Genomic DNA, 25232 nt, shown 5'->3' with positions numbered 1-25232 from the left:
GGTTCTAACCTGGTTCTAACCGGCCGGAACACTCACGAGTCCTAGCCGCGCTACCGTGACGGCGTGGACAACAACAACTGGTCATCCCGTACCCGCGCCGTCGCGGCGGGCCGGCCCGACGGGCCCGGCGAGCCGATGAACGTGCCGATCGTGCCGGCGAGCACGTTCGGCGCCGGTGGGGATCGCGCGTACTCCCGCCAGGACGGCACGCCGACCTGGGAGGCCCTCGAAGAGGCCATCGGCGCGCTGGAAGGCGGCCATGCGACGGCGTTCGCTTCGGGGATCGCGACGCTGGCCGCGGTGGTCGACATCCTGCCGGTCGGCGCGCGCGTCGTCGTTCCGACGTTCAGTTACGCCGGGAACCGCGGGCTGCTGGCGCATGCGCACAAGATCGGGCGGCTCGTCGTCACCGAGCTGGCGCCCGACGACGTCGACGCGTGGGTCGCCGCGACGGCCGACGCCGACCTGCTCTGGCTCGAATCGCCGACCAACCCGACGCTGCACCTGATGGACATCGCGGCGATATCCGCCGGTGCGGCCGGGCGTCCGCATCGGCCGAAGGTGGTCGTCGACAACACTTTCGCGACCCCGCTCGGGCAGCAGCCGCTGAGCATGGGCGCGGACATCGTGGTGCACAGCGCGACGAAACTCATCGGCGGGCACAGTGATCTCCTCCTGGGTCTGACAATTGCGTCCGATAAAGGAATCGCGGACGAGCTCCGGGATTCCCGCACGCGGGGCGGGGCGACGCCGGGTGCGCTCGAGGCGTGGTTGGCCCTGCGCGGCTTGCGCACATTGCACGTCCGGCTCGCGGAACAGTCGAAAACCGCGGCGTGGCTCGCGCCCCGGCTGGCGGAACATCCGGCTGTCACCGAGGTCCGTTATCCGGGCGAGGGCATCATGATCGCGTTCGAACTGGCCGGTGCCGAGGAAGCCGACAAGGTTTGCGGAGCGCTACGACTTGTGCGGAGCGCGACGAGTCTCGGCGGGGTCGAGAGCCTTGTCGAGCGGCGGGCCGGGTTGTCCGGTGACGCGCACGTGCCGGCCGGATTGATCAGGTTCAGCGTCGGTCTCGAGGACCCGGATGATCTTCTCGAGGACCTCTACCAGGCATTGGGCTGAAACCCCGGTCCACTTCGGAGCCAGTTTCCCCTTTCGGGGCACCACTTTGGTGGCCCTGAGTTAAGGGCACCATTCTGGGTACGGCATGATCTGCGCCCTCACCCATACGTGGGTCGTCCACTCGAACGTATCGAGCTGGATATCTAACCGTGCGTATCGAGGAATCCTGGAGTTCGTCTTGAGGAAACCATTGGGTCGCCTGGCCGTCGCTGTTCTCGCCAGCGTCGCCATTCCCCTCTCCTTCATCCCTGCCGCGTCCGCCGCGGACCAGTACAACGCTCCGTCGGTGTCGGTCAGCGCGTTCACCGACAACACCGCGACCGGTGTCGACATCGGTGGCGGCTACGGCATGCTGCGCATCAACTCCACCGCCGGTGAACCGCTCGACCTCGCTTCGGCCGACTTCGAGATCGTCGGCACGGTGTTCCAGGCCTCGGAGGACTCCCGGAGCTGGGAAGCCAAGGTCCGCTTCCACGGGACCAAGTCCTTCAAGAAGAACGAGCCCAGCGTCTCCTGGCACTGCGGCGGTGGCGGTCACCCGACCAAGCCCACCCGCCCGACGAAGACGAAGCCGACCACCCCGTCGACGACCGTGACGACGCCGTCCACTTCGGACACGACGCCGAGCGACACGACGACCACCAGCGCAAAGCCGACGACGAGCGACACCCCCACGTCGAGCGAGACGCCCACCTCGAGCGCGACTTCGCCAACCGACACCCCCAGCACCAGCGAGTCGCCGTCCTCGAGCGCGACCACGCCGCCCAGCGACACGACCACGGCCGCGCCGACGAGTGACACGACGCCGCCCAGCGGTGGCACGGTCACGTGCCCCGTGAAGCCCGTCGGCAGCTCCACCCCGAGCGGTCCGCAGCAGGTCGTCCGCCCGGTCAAGGCGCCCGAAACCGGCTTCGGCGGAATGGCCTGAATCGATGTCCTTGTCGATTCGTAACCAGGGCGCGGTCGTCGCGGTCGCACTGCTGGCTTCCGTTGCGTTAGCGGGCTGCTCGTCGTCGGACCCGGCGGCGGCACCGGCGGCGGCTCCCGCCGCGGGTGACAACGCGGCTGCCGCCGACGCTCCGGTCACCAAGCCGTTCAGCGGGCTGCGGCCGACCCGGGTCCGGGTGCCGAAGATCGGCGCGGACTCGTCGTTGATCTCCATCGCGCTGGACGCGAGCGGCAACATCGCGGTGCCGAGCGCGAACAAGCCGATGCAGGCCGCCTGGTACCAGCTTTCCCCGGTGCCCGGCAACGTCGGGCCCGCGATCATCCTGGGCCACGTCGACGGCAACAAGCAGGAAGGCGTGTTCTTCAACCTCAAGAAACTGGCGGCGGGCGACGAGATCCTGGTCGACCGCAGTGACGGCAAGCAGGAGAAGTTTGTCGTCGACCACAAGACCGAGGTTCCGAAGGACAACTTCCCGCAGGACGCGGTGTTCGGCAACACCACCAAGCCGCAGCTGCGGCTGATCACCTGCGGCGGCGTTTTCGACCACGCCGCGCACAGCTACCAAGACAACATCGTCGTCTACGCGAATCTCGCCTGACGTCGTCGCAAGCTCCCTCAGGGCCATCCTGATGGCGGCCACCGCCTTGGCGTTGGAAGCCACCGGGGTGGCCCTGAGGGTTTTTGCACCTCAGCCGACGCCGACAGCCGGGTACGGATACGCCGCGGGGGCGGGCGAAGTCGGGGTGACCCAGCGGCGCATGCCGGCGTCGCATACCGCGTAGCCCCAGTTGATCAGGTGCTCCTGGACCTCGTCCGGCATCGCCGTCAGCCTGGTCTTCGTGTCGGCCAGCCGGGTGGTCTTGTCCACCGGAGCCGGCAAGGCGTCAGGCAGGCCGAAGTGCGTGATGTCGCTGTAGCTGCCCCAGTACGTTCCCGCGAAGTCCTTTTCCACATAGGACTGCAGCAGCGCCCCGGTGCGGAGTTCGCGAACCTGGTCGTCGGCGATGTCGAGGACCCGCAGCACCTGAAGCGGCCAGCTCCGGTGCACCCGCCCGGTCCGGTTCATCTTCTTGCCCGCGTCACTGACCAGAACCGTCGCGTACTGCCCTTCGACCGGGTCGAGGCCCAGGTTGTCGTAGACGCCGGCGTCACTGAGGACGATCTTCTCGCCGGTGCCCGGCCGCAACGGGTCGTCGATCAGCACGGGCGACATGAACGGCGGGAACGCCGACGATGCGGCGACCGCGGTGGCGAGCGCGACCCGGCTGGACGGGCCGTCCTGGCGGAAGAACCACCACAGCTCGCCGTTCTGCAGATTCGTCGCGGTGAAGACGAACTGCGGGCCGTTCGGATCGAGTTCCTCGAGCAGGACGTCGCCGAACAGATGCCGGGCGTACGCGGCGGCCAGTTCTTCGCCGACACTGCGCCACGGTTTGACCATGCCGCTGAGGATCACCGGGACGTCCACCCGCGTGCTCGCGAGTTTGCGCAGCGGCGCGATGACCTCGTCGGCGAAGTTCTGCGCGACCCCTTCGGCGGTGAAGGCGAGCTTTCCCCACGCGTGCGCGAGCACGCCGGCCGCGATGGATCCGCCGGAGACACTCGAAACGCAACTCAACTTCGGCAGCCAGCCGAGTTCGTTCAGACGCAGCAACGCCCCGGTGTGGAACAGCATCGCGCGGTATCCGCCACCGGACAGGCAGAGGCCGACGCCCTGGGGCGCGAGCTCGGGACTGCTCATGACTTCTCCTGCCAGCCGATGCGGCGAGTCTAAAAGAAGTCGGCGCCCGGATCGCCCGCGTTACGCAATGTCCGCCTCTTCGAGCAGCGGTTGGAGAAGCGCTCGCTCGTTCAGCGGTACGTACTCGGCGTAGTTGTCGTACAGTGCGCGCCGCGCCAGCTTCGACGCGAGGATACCGTCGGCGTCACGGATCGCTTGGAGCACCTCGCCGTGGTGCGTCAGCCAGGTCCGCATCAGCGTGGGGCGATCCTGCGCGTGCGCGAGCCTCTCCTCGATCTGTTCGAGGACCACCCCGCGGACGACTTCCAGGCACACCACCAGCAACGGGTTCCCGGTGGCGCGCGCGATCGTTTCGTGGAACGCGACGTCGGCGCGGCTGAACTCGGCGTACCCGACGTCGAGACCCGCACGCATGGCGGCGAACGCGACGTCGAGATCGGCGAGGTTCTCGTCCGTCCGCAGCTTCGCCGCCAGCAAGTGAGCCGAGCCGTCGAGCGCCATGCGGAACTGCAACAGCTCGGCGAGCCCGAGGTGGTCCGCGCGGGCGAGCCGGTGCATCGACTTGTGGAGCGCGACCGGGGACGCGGCGAGCACCTCCGGCCCACGAGGGTCGCCAGGTTTCGAGCGGATCATGTCGGCGGCCTGCAGCACGCGGAGAGCTTCACGGATGGTCGACCGGCTGACCCCGAACTGCGTCATCAGTTCGCGTTCGCCGGGAAGCCGCTCGCCGGGCTTCAACAGGCCGCTGAACACGCCTTCTTCGATCTGCTGGACCACCCGCTCATACGCCCGGACGGTGGCCACCGGTTCGAATCTCATTGGGAGGTGCCCCCTTGACGACGACGGCGCGTGGTGCGAACCTCTGGCTACTGGTCCGACCAGCATACCGCTCGGGAGGGTGGATGAAAGCCCGACTTCACGTCGCCGCGCTTGCGCTGCTGCTTGTGGTTTCGGGCTGCTCGGCGGGTTCGAGTGCCATCGTCAGCGGCGATCCGGACTCGCTGACGGTCGGGTTCACCGCCGAGCCGCAGAACTTCGACTTCACCAAGACCGACGGGGCCGCCATCCCGCAGGCGCTGCTCTACAACGTCTACGAGGGCTTGGTGAAGCTCGACTCCGCCGGCAAGATCGTGCCCCTGCTGGCGAGTTCGTGGACGGTCAGCCCGGATCGCCAGACCTACGACTTCCAGCTCCAGCCCGGGGTGAAGTTCTCCAACGGCGCGCCGTTCACCGCCACCGACGTCAAGTTCTCGCTCTTGCGCGTCAAGACCGACTGGACGATCTCGATCAAGTCCGAAATGGACGTCGTCGACCACGTCGACGTCGTGTCCCCGACGCACGCGCGGGTCGTGCTCAGCAAGCCGAGCAACAACTGGCTGTTCAACCTGACCACCCGCGTCGGCGCGATGTTCAGCCCGACCGGGGTCGCCGACCTCGTGAACAAGCCGGTCGGCACCGGCCCGTACGTCGTCGCGAGCCGTCGTCGCGGGGACTCGATCGTGCTGCGCGAAAACCCGGGGTACTGGGGGCGCAAGCCGGCGTACTCGACGGTCTACCTGAAGTACATCGCCGACCCGACGGCGTTGAACAACGCCTTGCTGAGCAACGGGATCGACGTCATCTCGACGATCACCGCGCCGGACTCCATCCCGCAGTTCCAGAACGACAAGCGGTTCGACGTCATCCAGGGCACCACGAACAGCGAAGTCACGCTCGCGATGAACAACGCGAAGGCACCACTGAACGACGTCCGCGTGCGGCAGGCGCTGACCTACGCGATCGACCGGAAGGCGCTGCTCGACACGGCGTGGGCCGGCCGCGGCACGTTGATCGGCAGCATGGTCCCGCCGACCGATCCCTGGTACCAGGACCTTTCCGGGGTCTACCCGTTCGATCCGGCGCGCGCGAAGGCGTTGCTCGCCGCGGCCGGGCAGACGAATCTCTCACTGCGCCTGCGCATCCCGAACCTGCCGTACGCGGTCTCGGCGGCGCAGGTGGTGGCGTCGCAACTGGCCGACGTCGGCGTGAAGGTGAACATCGAGCCGCTCGACTTCCCGGCCGTGTGGCTCAAGCAGGTGTTCACCGATCACGACTACGACCTGTCGATCATCCAGCACGTCGAAGCGCGGGACATCACGACGTTCGGAAAGCCGAAGTACTACTGGGGCTACAACAATCCGACGGTGACGAAGCTGCTCGCGGAGGCCGACAGCGGCACCGTGCAGGAGCAGATCACGGACATGCGCCAGGTGGCGAAAACGATCAACGCCGACGCCGCCGCCGACTGGTTGTTCCTGTTCCCCAACGTGATCGTGACGAAGACCAAGGTGACCGGGTTCGCCGCGAACCAGGTCAGCGAGTCCTTCGACCTCACGGGATTGGGGCCCGCGTGACAGTGAAAATCGTGCGGCGGCTGGCGATTCTGCTGGTGAGCGTGTTCACGGCGTCGGTCGTGGTGTTCGCGTTCATGGCGATCCTGCCGGGCGATCCGGCGCAGGTGGCGCTCGGCGTCAACGCCACGCCCGAACTGCTCGCGAAGACCAGGCACGCCTTCGGCACCGACCGGCCGCTGATCACCCAGTACCTCGACTGGATGGGCGGGATCACACATGGCGACTTCGGCCGTTCCTACGTCACCGGCGATGCCATCGGACCGCAGCTGATCGACCGCCTCGGCGTGACGTTGTGGCTGGTCGGCGCCGGGATGGTGGTGGCGCTGGTGATCGCGCTGCCGCTGGGCACGCTCGCCGCGGTGCGCCACCGCAAGGCCAGTGGTACCGCGATTTCCGGGCTTTCCCAGCTGGGTGTGGCGATTCCGGCGTTCATCGCGGCGATCCTGCTGGTGCAGATTTTCGCGGTGCAGCTGCGGTGGCTGCCCTCGGGCGGGTGGACACCACCGGATCAGAACCTCGGTGAGTGGATCCGCGGGCTGATCCTGCCGGCGTTGTCACTCGGCCTGGTCCAGGGCGCGGTGATGACCCGCTATGTCCGGTCGGCCGTGCTCGACACGCTCGGGCAGGACTACCTGCGCACCGCGCGGTCGAAGGGATTGCGGCCGTACCAGGCGTTGTTCCGGCACGGACTGCGCAACGCGTCGGTGCCGGTGGTGACCGTGCTCGGGCTCCAGCTGGCGACCCTGTTGATCGGCGCTGTCGTCGTCGAGCGGGTGTTCGTGCTACCGGGGCTCGGGAGCCTGCTGCTCGACTCGGTGTCGTCCCGCGATCTGCTGACCGTGCAAGGGATCGTGCTGGTACTGGTGGTCGCGGTGCTGCTGGTGAACTTCGTGGTGGACCTGCTCTACACGGTGCTCGACCCTCGGCTGCGGGAGGCGTGATGGCGGTGGCCGAACGGACCCGCAACACCAGCACGATCGTCGGCGCGGTGCTGATCGGGCTGGTGGTGCTGGCCGCGGTGGTGTCGTTCTTCTGGACCCCGCATGATCCGGAGAAGGTCAACGCGGCCGTGCGGCTGATCGGCCCGACCGGCGACTACGTGTTCGGCACCGACAAGTTCGGGCGTGACGTGGCGAGCCAGATCATGGTCGGCGCGCGCACGACGTTGTACGTCGGCGTGGTGGCGGTCGGGATCGCCGCGGTGATCGGGACCCCGCTCGGCATCCTGGCCGGGATGTCCCGGCGGTGGGTCGGCGAGTTCGTCATGCGGGTCAACGACCTCGTGCTCGCGTTCCCCGCGCTGCTGCTGGCGATCATGTTCGGCGCGGTCTACGGCGCGAGCACGCTCACCGCGATGGTCGCGATCGGCATCGCGACCATCCCGTCGTTCGCCAGGATCGCGCGGTCGGGGACGTTGCAGGTGATGAGCACGGAATACGTCCTCGCGGCGCGTTCGGCGGGCCGTTCGCGGTGGAATATCGCCGTGCGGCACGTGGCGCCGAACATCTCCGGCATGCTGATCGTGCAGGCGTCGGTGTCGTTCGCGATCGCGGTGCTCGCCGAGGCTGCGCTGTCGTTCCTCGGCTTCGGTACCCGCCCGCCGACGCCGTCCTGGGGCCGCATGCTGCAGGAATCGCAGGAGTTGCTGACCGTCCAACCGCGACTCGCGCTCGTCCCGGGCATCGCGATCGCGGTGGCGGTGCTCGGCTTCAACCTCCTCGGCGACGGCCTCCGCGATCGCTTCGATCCCCGCCTGGCAGGCACCCGATGAGCACTCCTGGGCACGTGCCGCCGTCGCAAAAGACCCCTCAGGGCCACCCCAGTGGCGTTCAACGCCACAAGGGTGGCCCCGAGGGAACGCCCCTGCTCGAGGTGACGGCCCTGGCTGTCGGGAATCTGGTGAAGGGGATCGGGTTCGAGGTCGGCAAGGGCGAGCGGGTCGGGCTGATCGGCGAGTCAGGGTCAGGCAAGTCGTTGACGGCGTTGTCGATCATGGGGCTGCTGCCGGACGGGCTGCGTGCCACCGGGCTGGTGAAACTCAACGGACGCCCACTGCTCGGCGCGTCCGAGCGCAACCTGTCCCGGTTGCGTGGCAACGAGATGGCCATGGTGTTCCAGGAGCCGATGACGGCGTTGAACCCCGCGATGCGCGTCGGGCGCCAGGTCGCCGAGCCGATGCTCGTCCACCGCACCCAGCCCGATCGCCGCGCGGCGCGGCAAGCCGCGGTCGCGTTGCTCGACGCCGTCCACCTGCCCGATCCGGAGCAGACAGCCAAGGCATACCCGCACCAGCTGTCCGGCGGCCAGCGGCAACGCGTTGTCCTCGCGATCGCGCTGGCCAACAATCCCGCGCTGCTGATCTGCGACGAGCCGACGACAGCGCTCGACGTCACCGTGCAGGCGCAGATCCTCGACCTCATCCTCGCCGGGGTGAGCGAGCGCGAAACCGCGCTGCTGTTCATCACCCACGACCTCGCCGTGGTCGCGACCGTGTGCGACCGGGTCCTGGTGATGCTCGACGGCGAGATCGTCGAGGCGGGAAGCACCCACGACGTGCTGACCGCGCCGAAACACGAGTACACCCAGCGCTTGTTGAAGGCTTCGGACCTGGAGGCGTCATGACTCCGTTGATCGAGGTCCGCGACCTGGAGCGCCGGTACTCACGGCGTGACGTGCACGCGCTGCGCGGGGTGTCGTTCGACGTCCAAGCAGGCCAGCGGTTCGGCATCGTCGGCGAGTCGGGCTCCGGGAAGTCCACTTTGGTCAGACTGCTGGCCGGGCTCGACCAGCCGACCTCCGGTTCGGTCACGTTCGACGGCAAGCGTGTCGACGGTGTCCCCGAACGGAAACTGGCCTTCCTGCGGTCCGAGCTGCAGATCGTCTTCCAGGACCCGATGGGCTCGCTCGATCCGAGGATGCGCGTGCGCGACATCATCTGCGAGCCGCTGGGCCGGGCCGCCGGACGCCGTGAGCGTGTCACCGAGCTGCTCGACGCCGTCGGGTTGCCGGCTGACGCGGGGGAGCGCTACCCGCACCAGTTCTCCGGCGGGCAGCGGCAACGAATCTCGATCGCGCGTGCGCTAGCGCCGCGGCCGAGCGTGCTCATCGCGGACGAGCCGGTCAGCGCGCTGGACGTTTCGGTGCGTGCGCAGATCCTCGCGCTGCTCGCCGATCTCGTCGAGAGGTTCCAGCTGACGCTGGTTTTCGTGTCCCATGATCTGGGAGTCGTGCGGCATGTGTGCGAGACGGTCGCGGTGATGCGGCGCGGCGAGATCGTCGAGCTGGGCGACGTCGACCAGGTCTATGACCAGCCGAAACACGAGTACACCCGCGAGTTGATCGCCGCCGCGCCCAGCCTGCGGAAGGCGCTCGCCAAACTGAGGAGAAGGTGACTGATGTTCCCGCTCTCGGCCGGACTGCCGATCGGTTCAGGCTGGATCGCCACCGAAGACAGCGAACCCATCACCTTCCCCTACGACGGCACGCTCGTGTCGTACGCCCCGGTGGGGACACCCGCGTTGGCAAAGCAAGCGCTGGACGAGGCTGTCGCGGTCGCTCGTGAGGTCGCGGCGCTGCCGTCGCGGACCCGCCGGGCGCTGCTCAACCGCGTGGCCGAGTCGATCGAGAGTGAACGCGAACAGCTCGAGAAACTCCTCGTCGCGGAGACCGGGAAGCCGCTCGTCGACTGCCGGGTCGAGGTCGCCCGCACGATCGTGACCTGGCAGGCAGCGGCTGAGGAGGTCTCGCGGCTGCACGGCGAAACGGTCCCGTTGGACCTCCTGCCGTCCGGTGACGGGCTTGTCGGATTCTGGACGCGCAAGCCGATCGGGGTCGTTGTCGGCATCGCCGGCTTCAACTACCCGCTGCTGCTGGCATCGCACAAGATCGCGCCCGCGATCGCCGCCGGCTGCCCGGTGGTGTGCAAACCCGCGCCGCAGACGCCGCTCGCGACGTTGCGACTGGTCCATTTCGTCCGGCAGGCGTGCGAGGAGTTCGACGTGCCGCGCGCGACGGTCCAACTGGTCACCGGGGATGCCGAGGTCGGGTCAGTGCTGGTCACCGATCGCCGCGTCGGCGCGGTGTCGTTCACCGGCTCGGCCGCCGTCGGGCACCGGATCGCCCGCGACGCGGCGCCCACCAAGACGTTGCTGGAGCTGGGTTCCAACGCCGCCCTCGTGGTCGCCGAGGACGCCGACCTCGATGCGGCCGTCGACGCCGTGGTTCGCGGCGGGTTCTACGCGTCCGGGCAGGCCTGCATTTCGGTCCAGCGTGTGCTGGTCGTCGAGCAGGTCGCGCAGGAGTTCACCGAGCGTTTGCTGGGGCGGCTCGACGAGGTCGTCGTCGGTGACCCGCGTGAGCAGACCACGAGGGTGTCGGCGCTGATCGACAAGAAGTCCACCCACCGGGTGCTCAACTGGGTTGCCGCGGCGGTTTCGGCGGGCGCGAAACTCGCCGGCGGCGGCGTGGACGGCACGGTCAACCGCCCGACCGTGCTGCTGGACGTGCCCGACGGCGTCGAGTGCTGGGACGAGGAGGTCTTCGGCCCGGTCGTCTGCCTGCGCACGGTGTCCGATGTGGACGCCGCGTTCGACGAGGTCAACGCGTCGCGGTACGGGCTACACGCCAGTGTCTTCAGCCGCTCGCTCAAGACCGCGTTTCGCGCGCTCGACCGGCTCGACGTCGGCGGTGTGGTGATCAACGAAGTGCCCGGCTTCCGCTCGGACACCATGCCGTACGGCGGTGTCAAGGATTCCGGCGTCGGCCGCGAAGGGCCGCGTTTCGCGATCGAGGAGCTGACCGTGACGAGGATGGCCGTACTGCGGCCATGAAAGATGTGTCCATGAACTACGAGAAACTGTTCCGGCTCGACGGCAAGCGCGCGGTCGTGCTCGGCGCGGGCAGCGGGATCGGCCGAGAGTCGGCCTACGCGCTGGCCGACTATGGTGCCGAGGTCGTGTGCGCGGACCTGAAGTTCGGTTTTGCTCAGCAAACCGCCGAGGTGATCGGTGCCGACGTTTACGAGATCGACCTGCTCGAAACCGGCGCGGCCCAGCGTGCCGCCAAGGACCTCGGTGACATCGATATCGTCGTGCTGACCGCGGCCACCAACGTCCGCAAACGTTTGCTCGACTACACCCGCGAGGAGTTCGACCAGGTGATCGCGCTGAACCTGGGCGCGACGTTCGAGGTCGTCCGCGCGTTCGGCGCCGGGATGGTCGAGCGGAAACGCGGCAGCATCATCGGTTTCTCCTCGATCCGCGGCACCACGGTGGAGCCGGGCCAGGGGCCGTACGCCGCCACGAAAGCCGGGCTCGTCCAACTCTTCCGCACCGCGGCCGCGGAGTTCGGGCCGGCCGGGGTCCGGGTCAACGCGATCGCGCCCGGCGTGGTCGAGACCCCGTTGACCGCGCAGATCAAGGCCAATCCGACCTGGTACGAGGCCTACGCCAGCAAGAGTGCGCTCGGTCGCTGGGCGCGTCCCTCGGAGATCGTCGGCGCCGTCATCTACCTCGCTTCCGAAGCCTCAACCTTCGTCACCGGGTCCGTGCTCGCCGTCGACGGCGGCTGGACCGCGGTCGACGGCCGCTTCGAACCTCCGTCCTGAGGAGCCGCTTTGACTGACCTGCTGAACCTGTCCGCGGTGGAACTGATCGCCGAGTACCGGGCCGGGACGTTGTCCCCGGTCGAGGTCACCGACGCCGTGCTCGCCCGCATCGACGCACTGGAGCCGACCCTCCACGCGCTGTACGCCTACGACCCGACAGCGGCGAGGGCCGAGGCCAAGGCGTCCGAAGCGCGTTGGCACGCGGGGGCGCCGATCGGTGTGATCGACGGCGTTCCGTTGACACTCAAGGAGAACATCGCGACCCGCGGCATTCCGGTGCCGCTCGGGACGGCCGCGACCGAGCTCGTCCCGGCGCTCGCGGACGCGCCCGCCGCCGCGCGGGTGCACGAGGCCGGTGCGGTGCTGCTGGCGAAGACGACCATGCCCGATTACGGGATGCTCACCTCCGGCTTGTCGAGCTTCCACAAGGCTTCGCGTAACCCGTGGGACACCGCGCGCACCCCGGGCGGGTCCAGCGCGGGAGCCGCGGCGGCGGCCGCCGCCGGGTACGGACCGCTGCACGTCGGCACCGACATCGGTGGCTCGATCCGGTTGCCAGGCGGCTGGTGCGGCCTGGTCGCGCACAAGCCGAGCTTCGGCCGGGTCCCCGTCGACCCGCCGTTCCTCGGCCGGTGCGCCGGACCGCTGACCCGCACCGCGGCCGACGCGGCGTTGCTGATGAGCGTGCTGGCGCAGCCGGACGCGCGCGACCACCTGAGCCTCCCACCTGCGGAAATCCCGTGGCGGGAGCTCGACATCGACCTGAGGGGAGTGCGGGTCGGCGTCCAGCTCGACGCGGGCGTCTGCCTGGACGTCGAGTTGGAGATCGCCGCCGCGGTGGCCGAAGCGGCGCGGCTGTTCGAAGCCGCGGGCGCGACGGTCGAGCCGGTGGAGCCGTTCCTGCGACGCGAGATGCTCGACGGCCTCAACCGGTTCTGGCAGACACGCGCGTGGGCAGACATGTCCAGGCTTCCTGTCGACCGACGCGAGCGGGTGCTGCCCTACATCGCCGAGTGGGCCGCCGGCGGCGCGTCGCTCAACGGCGTCGACGTCTACACCGGCTTCGCGCAGATGGACGTCATGAGCGTCGCGGCCTTGCGGGCCACCGAGCCGTTCGATTTCGTGCTCTCCCCGGTGTGCCCGGTGTCCGCGCCGCCGGCCGAGTGGGCTTCGCCGACCAACGACCCGCGGCAGCCGTTCGAGCACATCGCGTTCACCGTGCCGTACAACATGTCCGGCCAGCCCGCGGTATCGGTGAACTGCGGTTACACCGGCGAGGACCAGCCGATCGGCCTGCAGATCGCCGGCCGCCGCTTCGACGACCTCGGCGTCCTCCGGATGGCCGCGGCTTTCGAACGCCTCCGTCCCGCTCAACGCGACTGGCCTATCGCCTAAGCGCGCTCGACGTCGGCAAGCATGGGAGGCTGCTCGCATGAGGATGGTGTTCACCGGAGCCGACCCCGAGGTCTACTCGGACGGCGCGCGACGGATTCTGGCCAAGTTCGATACCTGGGCGCAGGTGCGCGAGCGCGCGGTCGACGTATATCTCGCCGACGCGATGCTGACCCAGCGTTATGAGTCCGACGGGCTGCTGGGCCGCTGGAACGAGAAGACGCTCCGGGACATGCTCCTGCTGTGGATGCCGCGCCACTTGACGCTCGACGAGCAGGAACAGGCAACCGTGTTGCCGACGGTCGAAGCGTTCTTCGACTTCCTCGACGACAGCGACCTGCTCGACGAACGCAGTGAACCGGTCGCTGTCCTGCGGGAGACGACCCAGCGGCTGGCCACGGAGTTCGCCACCGCGATGGCGGATCCGGCGAACTTCGGCATCTCCAAGTTCTGGGCGGCCGAAATGGTCAACGCCGGGGTCGACCCGACTGATCCGGTGGCGATGGCCGAGTTCAGCGACCTCGTCCAGGCCGGGGAGATCGAGGTCGACCAGCAACTGCTGACGGCCATCGCCCAACGGCAGGAACTGGGTGATCCCGATCTGCCGGCGCAGCACGCGTCGATGGTGTTCGACCTGCTCGGCGAAGACGAGCTGCGCGAGCTGGCCGGCGAAACGAAGATCGTCGCGCGGCTGCGCGGACTGTTCGAGTGGGTCGGTGAGGGCCGCGCCGTGACGTCGAAGGGGAGTTTCAAGCTCGAAGACTGCCGCGAACTCGTCAACCTGCTCGACACCGGCGACGAGTTCGACGCCGAGATCGACGGTCAGGTGTTCCGACCCAAGACGAGCTTCGATCTGCCGGAACTGCACGGCCTCTTCGAAGCGGCCAAGGCGATCCACCTTGTTCAGGTGACCAAGGGACGAGTGTTGCGGGTGCCCGCGGCGACCACCGTGCTGGAGGACCCGCTCCGGTTGTGGGAAGCCGCGTTCGCCGAGCTCGACGTCATCGACGAGGCGCGCTACCGGCTGTACGAACCGAGTCCGTATCTCTCCGGGCCGATTCTGTCGGGCCTGGCGGCGTCGCCGCTCCCGCTGCCGGCGCCGATTCTGCTCACCATGCTCGAAGAGACCGTCGAGGACGGCATCGACGACACCCATCTCGAATCCGACGCCCGGCTGCTGGCGGATTTCGGGGCGCTGAAGGTGGCGGAAGCGACCGGCGAGGAACTCGACGACCTCCAGGAATTCCTGGCAGAGATGGATTTCGGCGACGAGCCGATGACACGGCAGATCTACGAGTTGCTCCCGCTGGGGCACCTCGCGGTCTGGACCATCTTCGCCGCCAACGGAATTCCCACCACCACGATCGAGGACCTGGCGGACGAGACCGCCGAAGTGCTCGTCACGCGACTTGACGAGGCCACGACGGAAACATTCGAGAAGGCGGCCGACGGCTGGCTCGCCAAGCGGGAACCGGCGCGGGCCCGAGCGGAACTGAGTGCGCTCGCCGCTCGCACGGACGACCCCGGCCAGCGCCTTTCGACGTTCCAGGTCCTCGGCAAGCTCGGCGACGAAGGCGTCGAGGTGATCCGGTCGCTGCGGGACCACCCGTCCGCCGGACCGTCCGCCGGGACCTGGCTCGTCGGAGCCGGGCTGCTCGATGCGAGTGAGCTCAGCCGGTCCGAAGTGGTCTACGGCATGCTCGACGTCCTGTTGACCATGCCGGACGAACTCGTCGACGAGTTCGCTACCCAGCCGCGCGACGTCCAGCTCGACCTGCTCGGCGACATACCCAAAACCGGCCACCCCCGCGCGGCGGAGGCGCTGGAAATGATCGCCACCGAGCACGGCGACAAAGTCGTCGCCAAAGCCGCCCGCAAAGCCTTGTACCGCTTGGGGTCGCGCGGCTAAAGACTCGTGAGCGTTCCGGCCGGTTACGGTGCCCTGCGGGACACCCGCACCCGGACGGGCCTAGCCCTTGCCCCAGCGGGAACTGGTTGCGGGTTTCTTACCGGTGCCCGTCGTGGCGGTTTCGGCGGCCGCTTGATCGTAGGGTCGAGGTCGTGAAGACCATCGGCCGCAAGCTCGTCACCGCCGGGGCGCTCGTGCTGGTGTGTTCGCTGGCCGCAGCGTGTACGGACGCCCAGCCGGTGGCGAAACCCGTCTCGTCGTTGCCGTCGCTGTCATCGTTCCCGGCAGGGGCTCCCGGCGTCGCGAGTTGGACGCCGTGGCCGTCGGCGCTGCACGACGCCCGGCACAGTGGATCGTCCGCAGTGGACGGTCCTCGAACCGGGAACGTGCGCTGGCGCCGAACACTCGAAGGCGCGGTCACGCCGGGGCCGGTGGTCGGTGCCGACGGCACGATCTACGTCTCGTCGAACGCCGGCGTGCTGCACGCGCTCGATCCCGCCACGGGTGCCGACCGCTGGACGTTCGACACCGGGAAGCAGGGCGGCGGCGACCTGTCCAGCTCACCGCTTGTGCTGTCCAGCGGCGTCCTGCTCGTGCCCACGGCCGGCAATGAGCTGGTCGCGGTGTCGCCGTCCGGCGCCCGGCTGTGGTCGGAGACGTTGTCAGGTGAGCCCACTTCACCGGTCAGTGTCGACGGAAAACGGGTCTACGTCGGCGATACGTCCGGCTCGGTGACCGCTCTCGACGTCGCGTCGGCACACCGTGTCGTGTGGACGGTCCAGGCAGGCTCGGTGTCCTACGGGTCGGTGGTCACCGATGGGAGCGGGCGGCTGTACACCACGGCCGGCTCAGCACTGGTCGCGATCGACGATCGCGGCGCGTCCGCCGCCGTGGCGTGGCGAGCCGACCCCGGCGACGACATCACCGAAGTTTCAGCCGGTCTGGCCGCCGACGGAACCGCGCTGCTCGGAACCAACGGAACCCGCGAATGGGCCTACCACCACGACGGAACCCCAGCGTGGAACGCGCAACGCGCGATCACGTACTCCTCGCCCGCGGTGACCGCGTCTGGCCTGGCCTATGTGGGCGACCATGCTGAGCTGGTGCACGTCTTCGATGTCCGCACGGGTGCCGAACTCGCCCGCTACGGCCCGGTGGGCGCGCAGATCTGGAGCTCCACGGTCCTCGACCGGGCCTACGATGTCTACTTCGGTGGCCAGAACGGCCACGCCGACGGTTACGACGTCGGCGGAAAGCGCCTGTTCGACGTCGACCTCGGCGCCCCGATCGACGGCTACCCGGCCCTCACCGCGGACGCCGCCCTGATCATCGGCGCTCGCAACGGCGTCCTCACCGCCATCGGCTGACGAGTCCTACCGCGCGCCGATGGCGTCGGCGAGGGCCAGGGTGCGGCGGGCGTTGTCGACGTGGAGGTTTTCGATCATCCGGCCGTCGACGGTCACGACGCCTTGGCCGGCGGCCTGCGCCTGGGTGAAGGCCTCGATGATCCGCTGCGAGCGCTCGATTTCCTCGGCGGACGGGGCGAAGACGCGGTTGGAGGCTTCGAGCTGGCCAGGGTGGATCAACGTCTTGCCGTCGAAGCCGAATTGCCGTCCCTGCAGGCACTCCGCTTCGAAACCCGCAAGGTCTTTCACGTCGTTGTAGACGCCGTCGAGGATCACTTTGCCGGACGCGCGTGCGGCCAGGAGGCTCAGCGAAAGGCCGCCGAGCAGGGGCGCGCGGCCCGGGACGTGTTCGGCGTGCAATTCCTTCGCGAGGTCGTTGGTGCCCATGACCAGGACGGTCAGCCGCTCGCTCGCCGCGGCGATCTCCTCGGCGTGCAGCATGGCGACGGGGGTTTCGAGCATCGCCCAGATCTTGGTGTGCTCCGGCGCTCCGCCGAGTTCGAGGGCGCGCTCGATGTTGTGCACTTCGCGAGCCGAGTTCACCTTCGGGACGACGACGGCGGCCGGGCCCGCTTTCGCGGCGGCACGGACGTCGGCTTCGTGCCACTCGGTGTCGATGCCGTTGACCCGGATGGTCACCTCGCGGGTGCCGTACTCGCCGGACGCCGCGGCGGCGCAGACGCGTTCCCGCGCGGCTTCCTTCGCGTCCGGCGTGACGGCGTCCTCGAGGTCGAGGATCAGCGCGTCGGCGGGCAGCGTTTTCGCCTTCTCCAGCGCGCGTTCGTTCGCGCCGGGCATATAGAGGACAGAACGTCTCGGCTTCAGCTCGGTCATCTTCTCAGTCCTCCGATAACACTTCGGCGGCCGCGTACGCCTTGGCCAGTTCGGGGTCGTTTTCGGCCAGTGCGTCGGCCAGTTCGGCCACCACCCGGCACTGCTTCACCGAAGCGTCGTCCTGCATCTTCCCGTCGATCATCACCGCGCCGGTCCCGTCGCCCATCGCCTTGATGACCTTGCGGGCCCACGCGACGTCTTCGGGTGCGGGCGAGAAAACCCGCTTCGCGATGTCGATCTGCACCGGATGCAGGCTCCACGCGCCGACGCAGCCGAGGATGAACGCGTTGCGGAACTGGTCTTCGCAGCCGACGACGTCGCGAATGTCACCGAACGGCCCGTAGTACGGCAGGATCCCGTTCGCCGCGCAGGCGTCGACCATGCGCGCGACCGTGTAATGCCACAGGTCCTGCTGGTAGGTCGTGCGGCCCTCGTGGAGGTCCTCGCCGACCGGGTCGGTCCGCACGAGGTAGCCGGGGTGCCCGCCGCCGACCCGCGTGGTCTTCATCCGGCGGCTCGCGGCGAGGTCCGCCGGGCCCAGCGAGATGCCCTGCATCCGCGGGCTCGCGCCGGCGATCTCCTCGACGTTCGCCACGCCGCTGGCGGTCTCCAGAATCGCGTGTACCAGCAGGGGTTTCGTCAGCCCGGCACGCGCTTCGAGCTGGGCGAGCAGCCGGTCGACATAGTGGATGTCCTGTGCGCCCTCGACCTTCGGCACCATGATCACGTCGAGCTTGTCGCCGATTTCGGTGACCAGCGTCACCAGGTCGTCGAGCGCCCACGGCGAATCGAGGCTGTTGACCCGGGTCCACAACTGCGTCGCGCCGAAGTCGGTGGCCTTCGCGATGGCGACCAGCCCGTCACGCGCGGCTTCCTTGCGGTCCGCCCGCACGGCGTCTTCCAGGTTGCCGAGCAGGACGTCGACCTTCCTCGCGAGGTCCGGCACCTTGGCCGCCATCTTCTCGTTGCTCGGGTCGAAGAAGTGGATCATCCTCGACGGCGGCACCGGAATCTGGCGGAGCGGGTCCGGCGCGCCAATGGCGAGCGGGGCGAAGAAGTCCTTCGGCGAGCGCATCGATCCTCCATCACGGCTGTCATCACGGCTGTGGTGTAACCCGTCGGTAACCCTAAACCGGATGCCCGGGGACCGCTGCGGTGTACGTCACCCTCCACCAGGCGCGTCCACAGTGGATGGCCGCCTCGGTTACGCCGAACGGCCGTATGCCTTGAACCTTTTGCCGGGGATGTGTCGCATGACACCGGGCTCCGCATTTTTGACCACTCGTTACGCCACTCAGCCCGCTCTCACCCGTCCGGCGGCACGGTCGGGCTGAAGTCCGGTGACCGCCCGTCGACCGGTCACCGACCGCTGACCGCCGCCGATCGCAGCCACTCTCGCAAGGTGGCGTCCCCGACGCGGCGCACTGGTACCAAAGTCATGTGCACTTTTGCGGCTGTGAAGCCGCGGCGGGCACGCCAGCTTGAAACAGCCGGACTCGGAAGCTCTCGTGGTTGGAGAGTCCGGGCACTAAGAGGGAGGCGGAACTCGTGGCGGCAACACCCACACCCCAGAACACCGCGGTGACCGATGCGGCGAAGAGCAGCCGGTCCCTGCCGAGTCGGGTGGTGCCCCCGGTCGAGTTGCCCGCGAGCGTCGAAACCCTGGCACGGGAGGCCGCCGCGCTGCTCGGCTGGCACGGACAGGTCCTGCCGGAGATGACGCTGCTGGGCCGCAAGGTCTGCGTGGTCGCGAAGCTGCGCACCGAGGTGCACGCCGAGCGCATCGCGGTCGGCATGCCGCCGATCGCCGACCGCGCCACCGTCGACACTTGGACCTGGCCGGAGCTTGCGGCGACTGCGCCCGCCCCGGCCGCCGAGATCCTCGGCGTCATCGTGGTCGCCCGTCACTGGCGCACGGCGATGGCGTCCGCGGTGCCGTTCGCCCGTTACGGCGAGGCCGCGATGGTCCTGCCCTCACCGGCGATCATGACCGAGGATTACGTCGCCAACTGCCTGCCGCGCGCCCGTGCGTACGGGCTCGCCGTGGTCACCGCCGACCCGGAGGCGATGGTCGACGTCGACCTCGAGGGCCGCACCGAACGCATCCTGCTCGACGAGGACCCGGTCTCGCGCTGGGTCAACGAGATGGTCTACGAGGAGTTGCTCGCCACAGCCGAGGTTCCGGCAGAGGCAGAGGCCGAGTAACAGCGTTACCCTCGGCCACATGCGAGTTGTCATTGCAGGTGGACATGGCCAGATCGCCCTACGACTGGAAAAGCTGCTCAGCGCGGGCGGCGACCAGCCGGTAGGGATCATCAGGAACGCCGACCAGGCCGCAGATCTGAAGGCGCGCGGAGCCGAGCCGGTAGTGCTCGACCTGGAGAAGTCCGATGTGGACACCGTCGCCGCGGTGCTGTCCGGTGCCGACGCCGCCATCTTCGCGGCCGGCGCCGGACCGGCGAGCGGGACGGACCGCAAGGACACCGTCGACCGCGGTGCCGCGGCCCTGTTCGCCGAGGCAGCCGAGCGGGCCGGTGTCCGGCGGCACATCCAGGTCGGCTCGATGGGCGCCGACCGGGTGGACGACCCCAGCATCGAACCGACGTTCGCGATCTACCTCCGCGCCAAGAAGGCCGCCGAGGACGACCTGCGCACGCGCGACCTCGACTGGACGATCCTCCGGCCCGGCAGCCTGACCAACGACGAAGGCACCGGCAAGGTGCTCATCGCCGAGTCGACCGGCTACGGCAGCGTGTCCCGCGACGACGTCGCCGCGGTGCTCGCCGCTCTGCTCAACGCGCCGCACACGGTCAAGCGCACCCTCGAACTCATCGAGGGCGAGACTCTGGTCGAGGCAGCCGTAGCCGGGACCGTCGACTAACCGATCGGTCCCAGCACCTGGTCGAGGTAGGCATTGGCGAACACGCCGGTGGGGTCGACGTCCTTGCGGATGCGCCGGAAGTCGTCGAAATGCGGGTAGCGAGCCCGCAGCGCTTCGGCGTCGAGGTCGTGCATTTTGCCCCAGTGCGGACGGCCGCCGACCTCACCGACGATGGCCGCGAAGCGCGTGAAGTACTCGCGGTACGGCATGCCGACGAACTGGTGGATCGCGATGTAGGCCGAGTCGCGACCGTTCGCTGTGGACAGCCAGATGTCGTCGCCGGCCGCGACCCGGACCTCGACCGGGAACATCACCGGGACTTCCAGCTTCGGCACCAGCGCCCGTAGCTCCGCGAGGACGTCGTGCAGCGCTTCGCGAGGGATCGCGAACTCGGCTTCGGTGAACTTGACCGCGCGATGCGTGACGAACACCTTGTGCGAAACGTCGCTGTACTCGCGGGGTGACAGCAGGTTCGAGGAAAGCTTGCCGAGCGGGCGGACCAGACTCGGCACGGTCCGCCCGATCCGGCAGAGCGTCCCGAAGGCCAGGTTTTCCATGACCTCGTAGTCGAGGAATTCACGCGCCTTGCTCAGCGGCTCGGGCACGCTACCGGCCGGAAGCCGGTTGTTGCGCTTGACCAGCGCGTTGCTGCCGTAGGGGAACCAGTAGAACTCGAAGTGGTCGTTGGTGGCCGCGAACTCGTCGAAGCCTTCGAGGACCTGGTCGAGGGGTTCCGGACGTTCCTGTGCGGACAGGACGAACGAGGGTTCACACTGCAGGGTGACCGTCGAGATCACGCCGAGCGCGCCGAGACCGACCCGGGCCGCGGCGAACAGGTCGGGCCGGTGGTCGGCCGAGCACTTCACCACGGAACCGTCCGCGAGGACCAGTTCGAGCGCGGCGACCTGCGTGGCGATTCCGCCGAGGCGGGCGCCGGTGCCGTGGGTGCCGGTGGAGATCGCGCCGGACACGGTCTGCGTGTCGATGTCGCCGAGGTTGACCATCGCGAGCCCAAGGTTGTCGAGCTCGGCGTTCAGCACCTTCAACGTCGTGCCGGAGCGGACGGTCACGAGTCCGGTCTCGACGTCGGCCGAGGCGACGCCAGTCCAGGCGGTGAGGTCGAGCGCGTCGGAGTCCGCGACCGCGATCGGCGTGAACGAGTGCCCGCTGCCCCACGCCTTCACTCGGCGTCCGTCGGTGGCGGAAGTCGTGACGGCGTCGACGATTTCCGACGTGCTCCGGGGCCGGTGCACCCGCAGCGGATCGGCCGTCGCCGTGCCGGCCCAGTTCGTCCACCGTGTCATCGGTACGCCCGTTCAATCGAAGGTGTGACTGTTCAAACGATAAGTGAAAAGTATTCGCGTTTCAAGCCCAAGTGTCGTACCTTGGATTCGTGACCATTGTGAACGCGGCGACGTACGACCTGGCTACCAAGGGGATCGACGCGCCGTTCGCCCTCGTCGACCTCGAGGCGTTCGACGCGAACGTCGCGGATCTGGCGCGCCGCGCGGCCGGCAAGCCGATCCGGGTCGTCAGCAAGTCCGTGCGGTGCCGGTACCTGCTGGAACGGGTGCTCGCGCAGCCCGGTTTCGAGGGGCTGATGTGCTACTCGCTCGCCGAGGCGTTGTGGCATGTCGAGCAGGGCACCACCGACGACATCCTCATCGCGTACCCCACCGCGGACCACGCGGCGCTGCGGCGGCTGGCGGCCGACGAGCGGGCGCGGGCGGCCATCTCGATCATGATCGACTCCTCGGAGCACCTGGACCTGGTCGATTCCGCGTTGGGTCACGACCACCCGGAGATCCGAGTCTGCCTCGAGCTCGACGCATCGTGGCGACCGCTGCCCGGAGTGCATGTCGGCACCCGGCGCTCGCCCGTGTTCACCCCGAAGCAAGCCGTCGCGATGACGCGGAATGTCATGGCACGCAAGGGTTTCCGGCTGGTCGGCATGATGGGGTACGAAGGGCAGATCGCCGGTCTCGGCGACAAGGCGAGCAATGGCTTGAAGAACACTGTCGTCCGGTGGATCCAGCGCCGTTCGATCGCCGAGCTCGCGAAGCGGCGTGGTGCCGCTGTGCGCGCGGTGCGGGAACTGGTCGACCTCGAGTTCGTCAACGGCGGCGGCACGGGCAGCATCGAATCGACCGGAGCCGAGGCCGCGGTCACCGAGATCGCCGCCGGCTCGGGCCTGATCGGGCCGACCCTGTTCGACGAGTACACGCGGTTCACCCCGAGGCCGGCGGCACTGTTCGCGCTGCCGGTGGTGCGGCGGCCGACGAAGAAGATCGCGACCCTCTACGCCGGTGGCTACGTCGCTTCCGGGCCGGTCGGGCCTGCCCGCCTGCCGTCGCCCTACCTGCCGGCCGGCCTCAAGCTGGTGAGCCTCGAAGGTGCCGGTGAAGTGCAGACCCCGGTAACCGGCGAAGCGGCCCACGATCTGCGCCTCGGTGACCGCGTCTACCTGCGACACGTGAAGGCCGGAGAACTCGCCGAGCGCTTCGACGAATACCACATCATCGCAGGTGAGCGCATCGAACGGACCGTGCCGACCTACCGCGGTGAGGGCCAGAACTTCGGCTGAGTCGCGGTACCCAACCCCCCACCCTCCCTGGGGGGCCGCCCCGCTCCATTCTACCGGCCCCCACCGGCCGGCCCGGCCTGATCGGGCCGGATCGGCGGAGTTGTCCACAGCTGGGGATAACTGTGGACAACCGGTGGACTACTCGCCGAAACGGCTCGCCAGATAGCCCTTGACCACGTATTTCGCCTCGGCGACGATCTGCTCGTCGCCCATCGGGTCACGCCGGAACGCGAGTTTCAGCAGTGCGTCGGCGGTTTCGTTGGCGATCGTCAGCGCGAGCCGGAGATCCTCGGCAGGCACCTCGAGGTTCGGCACGAGGATCTCGGTCAGCGCGTCGACGAGCACGGCGTTGTTGTCGCGGTCGTCCTCAAGGAGCTGCAGGTCGACGACGTCGCCGAAGTGCACCTTCGAGAACCCGGGGATCTCGCGGTGCATCCGCAGGTAGATGTCGAGGACCGAGTCGACGACTTCCCACCAGTGCCCGTGGTCGATCTGGGCGAGGCGTTCGGTGACCGAAGCGATGAACTGCTCGAGGTTGCGCTGGGTCAGCGCCTGCACGACCGCGCGTTTGTCGGGAAAGAACTGGTAGAGCGAACCCACCGCCACCCCGGCCCGCTTGGCGATGAGGGTGGTCGTGAGCGCGTCGTAACCGAGTTCGTCGATCAGTTCGGCGCTCGCGTTGAGCATCTGCTCGACGCGTTTCGCGCTGCGTTGCTGAACGGGCTGCCGGCGAAGCGAGGTCGCCTCCGCCGGCACCTTCGCCGCCTGGATCTCGGACACTTGGTGCTCCTCCTGTGCTGATCAGCGACTTTATCGTGTCCACGGCCTTCCCCACGGTCGAGGAAACGCCTATTATATGAGAACTTTTCACGTTCTTGCGCAGTATTCGTGTCTTGCGTCTTCTCAGAGAGGTGCGTCGCCGGTGGAGAACCTGACCTTCCCGTCCGAGTTTGTCTGGGGTGTGTCCACTTCGGCCTTCCAAATCGAGGGCGCCACCACCGAGGGTGGCCGCGGACCGTCCATTTGGGACACCTTCACCGCCACGGACGGCAAGATCGCAAGGGGTGAGCAAGCAAAGGTAGCTGCGGATCACTATCACCGCTACCCGGAGGACATCGCCATGATGGCCGAACTGGGCGTCGACGCCTACCGGATGTCCTTTGCCTGGCCCAGAATTCAGCCGGACGGGAAAGGCGCGCCGAACGCCGAAGGGTTGGCGTTCTACGACCGGCTGATCGACGCCGTCTGCGAGGCGGGCATCGCGCCGGCCGCGACGGTGTATCACTGGGACACTCCGCAACCCATCGAAGACGCGGGCGGCTGGCTCGTCAGGGACACCGCTGAGCGGTTCGCCGAGTACGCGTCGATCCTCGGCGAGCATTTCGCCGATCGGGTGAAGATGTGGATCCCGCTCAACGAGCCCATGGTCATGTCGATTTATGGCTACGCGATCGGCGAGTACGCGCCGGGGCAGTTCCTTCTGCTGGACGCCATCCCCACCGCGCACTACCAGAACCTCGCGCATGGGCTCGCCGTCCAGGCGCTGCGGGCCGCGGGGGCGACGAACATCGGCACGGCGAACAACCACTCGCCGATCTGGGCGGCCGCGGACACTCCCGCGGACAACGCGGCGGCGGCCTGGCTCGACGCGCTGCTCAACCGCACGTTCGCCGAGCCGCTGCTGCTCGGCAGCTATCCGGACGAGATCGTCGAGCACCTCCCGGAGCGGTTCGCCGACGATCTGCCCACCATCGCCCAGCCGCTCGACTTCTACGGCGTCAACTACTACGAGCCGCAAGGCGCGGCCGCGCCCGGTGAGGGCAACCCACTGCCGTTCGAACTTCGCCCGGTCGAGGGCTACCCGGTGACGACGAACGACTCGCCGATCGTGCCGGACGGACTTCGCGAGCTGCTCGTCTCGTTCCACGAACGCTATCCGGACCTGCCGCCGGTCTACATCACCGAAAACGGCTGCAGCTTCGACGACGTGGTCGCGTCCGACGGCGGAGTGCACGACCAGGACCGCATCGACTTCCTCACCGGGCATCTGGGCGCGCTGCGCGAAGCGATGGATGCCGGGGTCGACGTTCGCGGCTACTTCACCTGGTCCCTGCTGGACAACTTCGAGTGGTCGAAGGGATACGCGCCGCGGTTCGGGCTGGTGCACGTCGACTACGAAACCCAGCGCCGCACACCGAAGGACTCGTTCGACTGGTACCGAAAACTCGTGAGCGGCACGTAAGGACCCAGCCGGGGCGAGCGACGGCGGGTGACCCAAGGCGGGGGGTCCGGGGGCGAAGCCAGCCGGGCGGGGCTGGGGTTGCACCCCAGGAGATACGAGCGAGGCAACTCGACGAGCGTTCTCCGCGAGTAGGGGGAGCCCACTGTCGAGTGGGACCGCAGGCCGGTGCCGGTC

23 protein-coding genes are annotated in these 25232 nt (G+C 68.4%); 17 read left to right on the top strand and 6 right to left on the bottom strand.

Going from position 1 to position 25232, the window contains the following annotated elements:
• Positions 1–63 precede the first annotated feature (63 nt).
• The 3 genes from JWQ81_RS32290 (at position 64) to JWQ81_RS32280 (ending at position 2669) form a co-directional block, all read left to right on the top strand.
• A complete protein-coding gene (locus tag JWQ81_RS32290; RefSeq protein ID WP_297547547.1) occupies positions 64–1122 on the top strand; it encodes a PLP-dependent transferase in 1059 nt (352 codons plus the stop codon).
• 178 nt (positions 1123–1300) lie between these two features.
• Positions 1301–2050: a hypothetical protein gene (locus JWQ81_RS32285; protein ID WP_297547546.1), complete on the top strand. Its 750-nt coding sequence runs from the start codon at positions 1301–1303 to the stop codon at positions 2048–2050.
• Between the two features lie 4 nt (positions 2051–2054).
• On the top strand, positions 2055–2669 hold the full coding sequence (locus JWQ81_RS32280; protein WP_297547545.1) for a class F sortase: 615 nt from the start codon (positions 2055–2057) through the stop codon (positions 2667–2669).
• A gap of 90 nt (positions 2670–2759) precedes the next feature.
• On the opposite strand, the gene JWQ81_RS32275 is transcribed toward JWQ81_RS32280, so the two are convergent.
• Both JWQ81_RS32275 and JWQ81_RS32270 read right to left on the bottom strand, forming a co-directional pair.
• On the bottom strand, positions 2760–3812 hold the full coding sequence (locus JWQ81_RS32275; RefSeq protein ID WP_297547544.1) for a patatin-like phospholipase family protein: 1053 nt from the start codon (positions 3810–3812) through the stop codon (positions 2760–2762).
• A gap of 60 nt (positions 3813–3872) precedes the next feature.
• The gene (locus tag JWQ81_RS32270) at positions 3873–4631 is read right to left on the bottom strand and encodes a FadR/GntR family transcriptional regulator (protein WP_297547543.1); all 759 of its coding nucleotides are present in this window, start codon (positions 4629–4631) and stop codon (positions 3873–3875) included.
• Between the two features lie 83 nt (positions 4632–4714).
• Between JWQ81_RS32270 and JWQ81_RS32265 the strand changes: the two genes are divergently transcribed.
• The 10 genes from JWQ81_RS32265 (at position 4715) to JWQ81_RS32220 (ending at position 16478) form a co-directional block, all read left to right on the top strand.
• Entirely contained in the window at positions 4715–6205 is a 1491-nt protein-coding gene (locus JWQ81_RS32265) for an ABC transporter substrate-binding protein (RefSeq protein ID WP_297547542.1), read from the top strand.
• Positions 6202–7146 carry an ABC transporter permease gene (locus tag JWQ81_RS32260; protein WP_297547541.1) on the top strand — a complete coding sequence of 315 codons (945 nt, stop codon included), beginning with the start codon at positions 6202–6204 and terminating at the stop codon, positions 7144–7146. The genes JWQ81_RS32265 and JWQ81_RS32260 overlap by 4 nt, the downstream gene beginning before the upstream one ends.
• Positions 7146–7976 (top strand): ABC transporter permease, encoded by an 831-nt coding sequence (locus JWQ81_RS32255; RefSeq protein ID WP_297547540.1) that lies wholly within the window; start codon positions 7146–7148, stop codon positions 7974–7976. The genes JWQ81_RS32260 and JWQ81_RS32255 overlap by 1 nt, the downstream gene beginning before the upstream one ends.
• A 92-nt stretch (positions 7977–8068) precedes the next feature.
• The gene (locus JWQ81_RS32250) at positions 8069–8827 is read left to right on the top strand and encodes an ABC transporter ATP-binding protein (protein ID WP_297547657.1); all 759 of its coding nucleotides are present in this window, start codon (positions 8069–8071) and stop codon (positions 8825–8827) included.
• Entirely contained in the window at positions 8824–9597 is a 774-nt protein-coding gene (locus JWQ81_RS32245) for an ATP-binding cassette domain-containing protein (RefSeq protein WP_297547539.1), read from the top strand. The genes JWQ81_RS32250 and JWQ81_RS32245 overlap by 4 nt, the downstream gene beginning before the upstream one ends.
• 3 nt (positions 9598–9600) lie before the next feature.
• Positions 9601–11034: an aldehyde dehydrogenase family protein gene (locus tag JWQ81_RS32240; RefSeq protein WP_297547538.1), complete on the top strand. Its 1434-nt coding sequence runs from the start codon at positions 9601–9603 to the stop codon at positions 11032–11034.
• 11 nt (positions 11035–11045) lie between these two features.
• Entirely contained in the window at positions 11046–11810 is a 765-nt protein-coding gene (locus JWQ81_RS32235; RefSeq protein WP_297547537.1) for an SDR family oxidoreductase, read from the top strand.
• A gap of 9 nt (positions 11811–11819) precedes the next feature.
• Complete coding sequence (locus JWQ81_RS32230) at positions 11820–13205, top strand: amidase (RefSeq protein WP_297547536.1); 1386 nt, start codon at positions 11820–11822, stop codon at positions 13203–13205.
• Positions 13206–13242: 37 nt separating this feature from the next.
• Positions 13243–15111 carry a hypothetical protein gene (locus JWQ81_RS32225; protein ID WP_297547535.1) on the top strand — a complete coding sequence of 623 codons (1869 nt, stop codon included), beginning with the start codon at positions 13243–13245 and terminating at the stop codon, positions 15109–15111.
• A 152-nt stretch (positions 15112–15263) separates the two neighbouring features.
• Entirely contained in the window at positions 15264–16478 is a 1215-nt protein-coding gene (locus JWQ81_RS32220; RefSeq protein WP_297547534.1) for a PQQ-binding-like beta-propeller repeat protein, read from the top strand.
• Between the two features lie 6 nt (positions 16479–16484).
• On the opposite strand, the gene JWQ81_RS32215 is transcribed toward JWQ81_RS32220, so the two are convergent.
• The gene (locus JWQ81_RS32215) at positions 16485–17351 is read right to left on the bottom strand and encodes a CoA ester lyase (protein ID WP_297547533.1); all 867 of its coding nucleotides are present in this window, start codon (positions 17349–17351) and stop codon (positions 16485–16487) included.
• 4 nt (positions 17352–17355) lie between these two features.
• A complete protein-coding gene (locus JWQ81_RS32210) occupies positions 17356–18426 on the bottom strand; it encodes a CoA ester lyase (RefSeq protein ID WP_297547532.1) in 1071 nt (356 codons plus the stop codon).
• Positions 18427–18899: 473 nt separating this feature from the next.
• Here JWQ81_RS32210 and JWQ81_RS32205 point away from each other — a divergent pair, with 473 nt between their 5' ends.
• Positions 18900–19556, top strand: coding sequence for a hypothetical protein (locus tag JWQ81_RS32205; RefSeq protein WP_297547531.1), 657 nt, complete (start codon positions 18900–18902; stop codon positions 19554–19556).
• Positions 19557–19575: 19 nt separating this feature from the next.
• Positions 19576–20232 carry an NAD(P)H-binding protein gene (locus JWQ81_RS32200; RefSeq protein ID WP_297547530.1) on the top strand — a complete coding sequence of 219 codons (657 nt, stop codon included), beginning with the start codon at positions 19576–19578 and terminating at the stop codon, positions 20230–20232.
• On the opposite strand, the gene JWQ81_RS32195 is transcribed toward JWQ81_RS32200, so the two are convergent.
• Positions 20229–21536, bottom strand: coding sequence for a D-arabinono-1,4-lactone oxidase (locus JWQ81_RS32195; RefSeq protein WP_297547529.1), 1308 nt, complete (start codon positions 21534–21536; stop codon positions 20229–20231). The genes JWQ81_RS32200 and JWQ81_RS32195 overlap by 4 nt on opposite strands.
• 95 nt (positions 21537–21631) lie before the next feature.
• Here JWQ81_RS32195 and JWQ81_RS32190 point away from each other — a divergent pair, with 95 nt between their 5' ends.
• The gene (locus JWQ81_RS32190; RefSeq protein WP_297547656.1) at positions 21632–22816 is read left to right on the top strand and encodes an amino acid deaminase/aldolase; all 1185 of its coding nucleotides are present in this window, start codon (positions 21632–21634) and stop codon (positions 22814–22816) included.
• A 138-nt stretch (positions 22817–22954) separates the two neighbouring features.
• Here the strand turns inward: JWQ81_RS32190 and JWQ81_RS32185 are convergent, their stop codons facing one another.
• The gene (locus JWQ81_RS32185) at positions 22955–23596 is read right to left on the bottom strand and encodes a TetR family transcriptional regulator (RefSeq protein ID WP_297547528.1); all 642 of its coding nucleotides are present in this window, start codon (positions 23594–23596) and stop codon (positions 22955–22957) included.
• Between the two features lie 142 nt (positions 23597–23738).
• Between JWQ81_RS32185 and JWQ81_RS32180 the strand changes: the two genes are divergently transcribed.
• Positions 23739–25058 carry a GH1 family beta-glucosidase gene (locus JWQ81_RS32180; protein WP_297547527.1) on the top strand — a complete coding sequence of 440 codons (1320 nt, stop codon included), beginning with the start codon at positions 23739–23741 and terminating at the stop codon, positions 25056–25058.
• The last annotated feature ends 174 nt before the right edge of the window (positions 25059–25232 follow it).

This window comes from Amycolatopsis sp. (assembly GCF_025464955.1).
Classification (GTDB): Bacteria; Actinomycetota; Actinomycetes; order Mycobacteriales; family Pseudonocardiaceae; genus Amycolatopsis.
This window is presented reverse-complemented; position numbering and strand designations above follow the sequence as displayed.

What these genes read in the sequence shown, in the direction of transcription:
- JWQ81_RS32280 (WP_297547545.1), top strand. Translation starts at nt 2,055, where the DNA reads ATGTCCTTGTCGATTCGTAACCAGGGCGCGGTCGTCGCGGTCGCACTG.
- JWQ81_RS32275 (WP_297547544.1), bottom strand. Translation starts at nt 3,812, where the DNA reads ATGAGCAGTCCCGAGCTCGCGCCCCAGGGCGTCGGCCTCTGCCTGTCC.
- JWQ81_RS32270 (WP_297547543.1), bottom strand. Translation starts at nt 4,631, where the DNA reads ATGAGATTCGAACCGGTGGCCACCGTCCGGGCGTATGAGCGGGTGGTC.
- JWQ81_RS32265 (WP_297547542.1), top strand. Translation starts at nt 4,715, where the DNA reads ATGAAAGCCCGACTTCACGTCGCCGCGCTTGCGCTGCTGCTTGTGGTT.
- JWQ81_RS32255 (WP_297547540.1), top strand. Translation starts at nt 7,146, where the DNA reads ATGGCGGTGGCCGAACGGACCCGCAACACCAGCACGATCGTCGGCGCG.
- JWQ81_RS32245 (WP_297547539.1), top strand. Translation starts at nt 8,824, where the DNA reads ATGACTCCGTTGATCGAGGTCCGCGACCTGGAGCGCCGGTACTCACGG.
- JWQ81_RS32240 (WP_297547538.1), top strand. Translation starts at nt 9,601, where the DNA reads ATGTTCCCGCTCTCGGCCGGACTGCCGATCGGTTCAGGCTGGATCGCC.
- JWQ81_RS32235 (WP_297547537.1), top strand. Translation starts at nt 11,046, where the DNA reads ATGAACTACGAGAAACTGTTCCGGCTCGACGGCAAGCGCGCGGTCGTG.
- JWQ81_RS32225 (WP_297547535.1), top strand. Translation starts at nt 13,243, where the DNA reads ATGAGGATGGTGTTCACCGGAGCCGACCCCGAGGTCTACTCGGACGGC.
- JWQ81_RS32215 (WP_297547533.1), bottom strand. Translation starts at nt 17,351, where the DNA reads ATGACCGAGCTGAAGCCGAGACGTTCTGTCCTCTATATGCCCGGCGCG.
- JWQ81_RS32210 (WP_297547532.1), bottom strand. Translation starts at nt 18,426, where the DNA reads ATGCGCTCGCCGAAGGACTTCTTCGCCCCGCTCGCCATTGGCGCGCCG.
- JWQ81_RS32200 (WP_297547530.1), top strand. Translation starts at nt 19,576, where the DNA reads ATGCGAGTTGTCATTGCAGGTGGACATGGCCAGATCGCCCTACGACTG.
- JWQ81_RS32195 (WP_297547529.1), bottom strand. Translation starts at nt 21,536, where the DNA reads ATGACACGGTGGACGAACTGGGCCGGCACGGCGACGGCCGATCCGCTG.